Origin of the sequence: Dietzia aerolata, from assembly GCF_014144865.1 — a bacterium.
In the GTDB taxonomy this organism is placed as follows: Bacteria; Actinomycetota; Actinomycetes; order Mycobacteriales; family Mycobacteriaceae; genus Dietzia; species Dietzia aerolata.
On the sequence record NZ_JAALDM010000047.1, the window covers coordinates 21462 to 28751 of the forward strand.

Below are 7290 nucleotides of genomic sequence, written 5' to 3' on the forward strand. Positions count from 1 at the left end.
CAGACCGCCATCGGTCGCTCAGCCGCGGCGAGAGCACAGGATCGTCGCCTGATTCTGTCGAAATGAGTAAGGGGCGTCCCGCCTTCTCGGCGGGACGCCCCTTGCTTCTCGCTCCGGTCACAAGGACCGGCCCATCAGATCAGTAGATCACTTGATGATCTTGGTGACCTGGCCGGCGCCGACGGTGCGGCCACCCTCACGGATCGCGAAGCGCAGACCCTCATCCATGGCGACCGGCTGGATGAGCTCGACGCTCATCTCGGTGTTGTCGCCCGGCATGACCATCTCGGTGTCCTCGGGGAGGGTCACGACGCCGGTCACGTCCGTGGTACGGAAGTAGAACTGCGGACGGTAGTTGTTGAAGAACGGCGTGTGACGGCCGCCCTCGTCCTTGGACAGGATGTAGGCCTGACCCTCGAACGTGGTGTGCGGGGTGTAGGCGCCCGGCTTGATGACGACCTGGCCGCGCTCGACGTCCTCACGCTTGAGGCCACGGACGAGCAGACCAACGTTGTCGCCGGCCTCGCCGTAGTCGAGGAGCTTACGGAACATCTCGATGCCCGTGATGGTGGTCTTGGTGGCCTTCTCCTTGATGCCGATGAGCTCGACATCCTCGTTCACGTTGATCTGGCCACGCTCGATACGACCGGTGACGACGGTGCCACGACCGGTGATGGTGAAGACGTCCTCGACGGGCATGAGGAACGGCTTCTCGGTCTCACGCTGCGGGTCCGGGATGGAGTCGTCACAGGCCTTCATGAGCTGCAGAACCGCGTCGACCCACTTCTGCTCGCCCTCGAGGGCCTTCAGGGCGGAGATCTGGACGACCGGGGCGTCCTCGTCGAAGTCCTGCGAAGCCAGCAGCTCGCGGACCTCCATCTCGACGAGCTCGAGGAGATCCTCGTCGTCGACCATGTCGCACTTGTTCAGGGCGACGAGGATGTAGGGAACGCCGACCTGACGGGCGAGCAGCACGTGCTCACGGGTCTGGGGCATCGGGCCGTCGGTGGCCGCCACGACCAGGATCGCGCCGTCCATCTGGGCGGCACCGGTGATCATGTTCTTGATGTAGTCGGCGTGACCGGGGGCATCGACGTGCGCGTAGTGGCGCTTATCGGTCTGGTACTCGACGTGGGAGATGTTGATCGTGATACCACGAGCCTTCTCCTCCGGAGCCTTGTCGATCTCGTCAAACGCGAACGAGTCGTTCAGGTCGGGGAACGCATCCGCCAGAACCTTGGTGATGGCCGCGGTAGTGGTGGTCTTGCCATGGTCGACGTGACCGATGGTGCCGATGTTAACGTGCGGCTTTGTCCGCTCGAACTTCGCCTTCGCCACTTGATGTCCTCCTGGACTGGTCTGTCCCCACCTTCCATGGTGGGCACTGCATTGTGTGGGATCTGATCTTACTCATCGTGCTGTGAGGCACGAACCGGCGGCCACCCGGAGGTTCGACCGTGCGCCGCCGGCATCGGCCCCGCCCCGCCGTAGGGCGGAACGGGACCATACCGGTTACTCGCCGGTCGCCTTGGCGATGATCTCCTTCGACACACTCGCCGGAACCTCGGCGTAGTGGGAGAAGACCATCGAGTAGTTCGCCCGGCCCTGCGTCTTCGACCGGAGGTCGCCGACGTAGCCGAACATTTCCGACAGCGGCACATGGGCCTTCACCAGGCGGGCGCCGGAGCGCTCCTCCATGGCGTTGACCTGACCGCGACGGGAGTTGAGGTCGCCGATGACGTCGCCCATGTAGTCCTCGGGCGTGGTGACCTCGACGGCCATCAGCGGCTCGAGGATCACCGGCTGGCACTTGCGCGAGGCCTCCTTGAAGGCCATCGAGCCGGCGACCTTGAACGCCATCTCGGAGGAGTCCACCTCGTGGTACGCGCCGTCGACCAGCGTGGCCTTGACGTTGACCATCGGGTAGCCGGCGAGGATGCCGTACTGCATGGCGTCCTGGATGCCCGCGTCCACGGAGGGGATGTACTCCTTGGGCACGCGGCCACCGGTGACCTCGTCGCCGAACAGGTAGGTCTCGCCCTCTTCGATCGACTCCTCGTCGAGCGGCTCGAGACGGATCTGCACCTTCGCGAACTGACCGGAACCACCGGTCTGCTTCTTGTGGGTGTAGTCGTACTTGTCGACCGAGCCCTTGATGGTCTCGCGGTAGGCGACCTGCGGCTTACCGACGTTGGCCTCGACCTTGAACTCGCGCTTCATGCGGTCGACGAGGACGTCGAGGTGGAGCTCACCCATGCCGCCGATGACGGTCTGACCGGTCTCATCGTCCAGACGGACGGTGAAGGTCGGGTCCTCTTCGGCGAGCTTCTGGATCGCGGTGCCGAGCTTCTCCTGGTCGGCCTTGGTCTTGGGCTCGATGGAGACGTCGATAACCGGGTCCGGGAAGGACATCGACTCGAGGACGACCTGGTTGTTCAGATCGGACAGCGTGTCACCGGTGGTGGTGTCCTTGAGTCCGATGAACGCGTAGATGTTACCCGCCACGGCCTCGTCGACCGGGTTCTCCTTGTTGGCGTGCATCTGGAACAGCTTGCCGACGCGCTCCTTCTTGCCCTTGGTCGAGTTGGCGACCTGGGTGCCCGGCTCGACGCGACCCGAATAGACGCGCACGAAGGTGAGCTTGCCGAAGAACGGGTGAACGGCGATCTTGAACGCCAGCGCCGAGAACGGCTCGTCCTTGGACGGCTTACGCAGGATCTCGGCCTCCTCGTCGCCGACCTTGTGGCCATGCACCTCGCCGACGTCCAGCGGGGTCGGGAGGAAGTCGATGACCGCGTTGAGCATGGGCTGAATGCCCTTGTTCTTGTACGCGGAGCCACACAGGACCGGGTAGATCTCGGAGTTGACGACGAGCTTGCGGATCGCCGCCTTGATCTCCTCGAGGGTCAGCTCTTCGCCGCCGAAGTACTTCTCCATGAGCTCTTCGTCGGTCTCGGCAACCGTCTCGACGAGCTTCTCGCGGTACTCCTCGGCCTTCTCCTGGAGGTCGGCCGGGATGTCCTCGATGGAGGCCTCGGTGCCGATCTCTGTCTTGCCGCGCCAGTAGTGGGCCTTCATCGTGAGGAGGTCGACGATGCCGTCGAACTCGTCCTCGGCACCGATCGGCAGCTGCATGACGAGCGGCTTGGCGCCGAGGCGATCAACGATCGTGGACACGGTGTAGTAGAAGTCCGCGCCGAGCTTGTCCATCTTGTTGATGAAGCAGATGCGGGGGACGTCGTACTTCTCGGCCTGGCGCCAGACCTGCTCCGACTGGGGCTCCACGCCCTCCTTGCCGTCGAAGACCGCGACGGCACCGTCGAGAACACGCAGGGAGCGCTCGACCTCGACCGTGAAGTCGACGTGACCGGGGGTGTCGATGATGTTGATCTGGTTGTCGTCCCAGAAGCAGGTCACCGCGGCCGAGGTGATCGTGATGCCGCGCTCCTTCTCCTGCTCCATCCAGTCGGTCGTGGACGCACCGTCGTGCGTCTCGCCGGCCTTGCGGTTGACACCCGTGTAGAACAGGATGCGCTCGGTCGTGGTGGTCTTACCGGCGTCGATGTGCGCCATGATGCCGATGTTGCGGACCTTGTTGAGGTCGGTCAGCACGTCCTGTGCCACGGATTCTCCCCGATCGTGAGTCGTCGGTGGCCCGTGCGGTCGGTGTCGACCGTTACGAACCGGGTCATTGTGTGGATTCCGGCTACGCACTCTAGACGAGGGCGAGACGGGGCTTGGTCAATGATGCCACCAAGTGGGCGGCAGCGGGACCCTGGGCGGGGGTGTCGTGGACACCGCCCCGCCCGGGGCCCCACCGGATCACCAGCGGTAGTGCGCGAACGCCCGGTTGGCCTCGGCCATCTTGTGGGTGTCCTCGCGGCGCTTGACCGCGGCACCGAGACCGTTCGAGGCATCGAGGATCTCATTGGCGAGCCGCTCGATCATGGTGTTCTCACGACGCTGACGGGAGAACGTCACCAGCCAACGCATCGCGAGCGTGGTGGAGCGGCCGGGGCGGACCTCGACGGGCACCTGGTAGGTGGCGCCGCCGACGCGACGGGAGCGAACCTCGAGGGCCGGCCGGACGTTGTCCAGGGCCTTCTTGAGGGTGATGACCGGGTCGGTGCCGGTCTTCTCGCGGCAGATCTCCAGCGCGGAGTAGACGATGCGCTCGGCGGTCGTCTTCTTGCCGTCGAGCAGGATCTTGTTGACGAGCTGCGTGACCAGCGGCGAACCGTAAACCGGATCGCTGATGAGCTGGCGCTTGGGGGCGGGACCCTTACGAGGCATTACTTCTCCTTCTTCGCGCCGTAGCGGGAGCGGGCCTGCTTGCGGTCCTTCACGCCCTGCGTATCGAGCGAGCCACGGATGATCTTGTAACGGACACCCGGGAGGTCCTTCACACGACCACCGCGGACGAGCACCATGGAGTGCTCCTGGAGGTTGTGGCCCTCACCGGGGATGTAGGCGGAAACCTCGACACCGGTGGTCAGGCGCACACGGGCGACCTTACGCAGCGCGGAGTTCGGCTTCTTGGGGGTCGTGGTGTACACGCGAGTGCACACGCCGCGACGCTGGGGCGAGCCCTTGAGGGCAGCCGTCGACGTCGCCGACTTCTTGTCCTGGCGGCCCTTGCGGACCAGCTGGTTGATGGTTGGCATGAACCGACTTTCTCTAGCTGGCGATCCCCGTTTCCACGGAGGACCACCGGTCACTGGGACGTTGCTCGTATCCGGAAGCTCGCACGCCTGTCGCCGCGCACGGGCGACCTCGTCAGCCGCTCTCGCTGGCCTACAGGGCACGATCTTCCAGCTCGCATACTGCGAGCACGATGGTCAAGCCTAACCGGCGCAGGGATACCCGGTCAAAATGACCCTCATCCGTGAGCTCCGGGCTCCGTTTTTCGGGCGTCGTCGAGGACGTCGTCCATGGTCTGTCCCCAGAACCGGATGATCTTGTCACGGCGTTCCGAGTCGTCGGAAAGGACGTCCGCGAGCCCGAGTCCCCGGGCGAGATCGAGGGTCGTCTGGATGGCCCGGCGGACCCGGGCGTCCGCGGGGTCTCGCTCCAGTGCGGCCGCAGCGTACTTGAGGACCTCGCGCGACATCGCTGCTTCCAGCGGGAGGACGCGGTCCGCGAGTGCCGGGTCACTGGCAGCCGCCGTCCATACCTGGAGTGCGGCTTTGAACAGGTCTGACGTGTAGTGGTCGACGATGAGTCGGACCACCGCGATGGTGCGTTCCGGGCCGGGTTCCGGCAGCTCGGAATCAACGGTGGCCACGCTGACCAACCGTTGGTCGATCATGTGCACGAGAGCTGCGGTGATCAGGTCCTCCCGTGTCGGGAAGTGGTGCTGCGCCGCGCCGCGGGAGACGCCGGCGGCGGCGGCCACCGCTCCCACGGTGGTCGCCGCCCAGCCCTGTGTGGCGAGGAGGTCGATCGAGGCTCCGAGCAGCCGCTCCCGCGTGATGCGGCTTCGGTCCTGCTTGGGGGCGCGCTGCTCGGGTGCCGTCATGGGTCCTCCTGTTACCAGTCCTGCTCGTCGTAGATGATCACACCGCGCAGGTTCTTGCCGTCACGCATGTCCTGGTAGCCCTGGTTGATGTCCTCGAGTCGGTAGGTTTTGGTGACCAGCTCGTCGAGCTTGAGGTTGCCGGCGCGGTACTGGTGCAGCAGGTGCGGGATCTGCTTGCGCGGTCCGGTGCCGCCGAAGATGGCGCCCTGGAGGGTCTTCTGCTGCATGGCCAGGTCGAGGATGGAGATCTGGGCGTCCACGGCGTTCATGTCGCCGAGCCCCACCACGACGCAGCGGCGGCCCTTGCCGGTGAGCAGGAGGCCGGGCAGCAGGTCCTTGCCCTCCACGACGCCCATCGTGAGGACCACGAGGTCGGCCATGCGTCCCCAGCTGAGCTCCCCGACGAGCGCCATGGCCTCGTCCATTGAAGCGCATGTGTGCGTGGCGCCGAACTCCAGCGCCTTCTCACGCTTGAACTCGACGGGGTCCACCGCGACGATGATCCGGGCGCCGGCCGCCGCCGCGCCCTGGACCGAGTTGATGCCGATGCCGCCGACCCCGACGACGACGACGACGTCGCCTTCCTTGGCCCCGCCGATCTCGGTGGCCGAGCCCCATCCCGTGGCCACTCCGCAGCCGAGCAGAGCAGCCTTGTCCAGCGGGATGTCCTTCTCGATCTTGACCACCGAGGACTGGTGGACGGTCACGTACGGGGAGAACGTGCCGAGGACGCACATCGAGGCGACGGGCTCGCCCTCGGCGGTGTGGACACGGTAGGTGTCATCGCTGATGGCGCGGCCGCTGAGCAGCCCGGCGCCGTTGTCGCACAGGTTCTGCAGGCCTTCGGCGCACGGGGGGCAGGTGCCGCAGGCGGGGATGAAGGCCAGGACGACGTGGTCGCCCTCCTCGAGGCCGATGACGCCCTCGCCGACCTTGGTCACCACGCCGGCGCCCTCGTGTCCGCCGATGATGGGGTAGGTCTCGAACTGCAGGTCGCCGGTGAGCAGGTGCTCATCCGAGTGGCAGAGACCGGAGGCGGCGAGCTTGACCTGGACCTCGCCCACCCGGGGGTCGGTCAGGTCGACCTCGACGATCTCCCACCCGTTCTCCTGGTTGGGCTCGCGGATGATGGCGGCCTTGGTACGCATGTGTGCTCCTCGCGATGAGAATGTCCGGGGAACCCGGTTGGTAATGTGCTCCTGGTCACGTGACCAGTACCACACAACCTACTCTGCTCCGGCCGCCCAAGAGGGTGGTCTCCGTTCGAGAAAAGCGGTCATTCCCTCGGCGACCTCCGGGGTGGTGAACAGGCGGGCGGTGATCCCCGCGAGATCCTCTCCCCGCGCGTCCAGCTCGGCGAGCAGAGGTGTCGCGAGCAGGGCCTTGTTCTCGGCCAGTCCCTGCGGCGAGCAGGGCCGGAACGAGGCCACGAGCTCGTCGACGGCAGCGGCGACGTCGCCGGTGGCCTCGGTGAGGAGGCCGATCTGACGGGCGTGTGCGGAGTCGAACTCCTCCCCGGTGAGGACCGCCCGGGTGAGGTCGCGCGAGTGCACGCGCGCCGCCAGGGGCACGGAGATCATCGCGATAGCCAGCCCGAGGCGCACCTCGGTCAGTGCGAAGGTCGAGGACGGCCCGGCCACCGCGAGGTCGCAGGCGGCGACCAGGCCCATGCCGCCGGCGCGGACGTGCCCGTCGACGGCCGCGATCACCGGCTTGGGGTGGGCGATGATCGCGCGGAGCAGGTCGAGGAAGACCCGGGTCCGGGCCGCTGC

The 7290-nt window shown here is 66.2% G+C and carries 7 protein-coding genes; all 7 read right to left on the reverse strand.

Annotated features, from left to right (window positions below; genetic code table 11):
- Positions 1 to 147: 147 nt before the first annotated feature.
- Complete coding sequence (tuf, locus tag G6016_RS03800) at positions 148 to 1338, reverse strand: elongation factor Tu (RefSeq protein ID WP_182631371.1); 1191 nt, start codon at positions 1336 to 1338, stop codon at positions 148 to 150.
- A gap of 174 nt (positions 1339 to 1512) precedes the next feature.
- On the reverse strand, positions 1513 to 3624 hold the full coding sequence (gene fusA / locus G6016_RS03805) for an elongation factor G (RefSeq protein WP_182631372.1): 2112 nt from the start codon (positions 3622 to 3624) through the stop codon (positions 1513 to 1515).
- A gap of 198 nt (positions 3625 to 3822) precedes the next feature.
- Positions 3823 to 4293, reverse strand: coding sequence for a 30S ribosomal protein S7 (gene rpsG, locus G6016_RS03810; RefSeq protein WP_182631373.1), 471 nt, complete (start codon positions 4291 to 4293; stop codon positions 3823 to 3825).
- Positions 4293 to 4664 (reverse strand): 30S ribosomal protein S12, encoded by a 372-nt coding sequence (gene rpsL, locus G6016_RS03815; protein WP_182631374.1) that lies wholly within the window; start codon positions 4662 to 4664, stop codon positions 4293 to 4295. The genes rpsG and rpsL overlap by 1 nt, the downstream gene beginning before the upstream one ends.
- A gap of 215 nt (positions 4665 to 4879) precedes the next feature.
- On the reverse strand, positions 4880 to 5518 hold the full coding sequence (locus tag G6016_RS03820; RefSeq protein WP_182631375.1) for a TetR/AcrR family transcriptional regulator: 639 nt from the start codon (positions 5516 to 5518) through the stop codon (positions 4880 to 4882).
- Positions 5519 to 5529: 11 nt separating this feature from the next.
- Complete coding sequence (locus tag G6016_RS03825; protein WP_182631376.1) at positions 5530 to 6666, reverse strand: NDMA-dependent alcohol dehydrogenase; 1137 nt, start codon at positions 6664 to 6666, stop codon at positions 5530 to 5532.
- A 78-nt stretch (positions 6667 to 6744) separates the two neighbouring features.
- The coding region (locus tag G6016_RS03830; RefSeq protein ID WP_182631377.1) for an enoyl-CoA hydratase-related protein at positions 6745 to 7290 on the reverse strand (546 nt) is incomplete at its 5' end.

Coding starts and splice junctions, on each gene's coding strand:
- rpsG (WP_182631373.1), bottom strand. CDS start 4,293: ATGCCTCGTAAGGGTCCCGCCCCCAAGCGCCAGCTCATCAGCGATCCG.
- rpsL (WP_182631374.1), bottom strand. CDS start 4,664: ATGCCAACCATCAACCAGCTGGTCCGCAAGGGCCGCCAGGACAAGAAG.
- G6016_RS03825 (WP_182631376.1), bottom strand. CDS start 6,666: ATGCGTACCAAGGCCGCCATCATCCGCGAGCCCAACCAGGAGAACGGG.
- G6016_RS03820 (WP_182631375.1), bottom strand. CDS start 5,518: ATGACGGCACCCGAGCAGCGCGCCCCCAAGCAGGACCGAAGCCGCATC.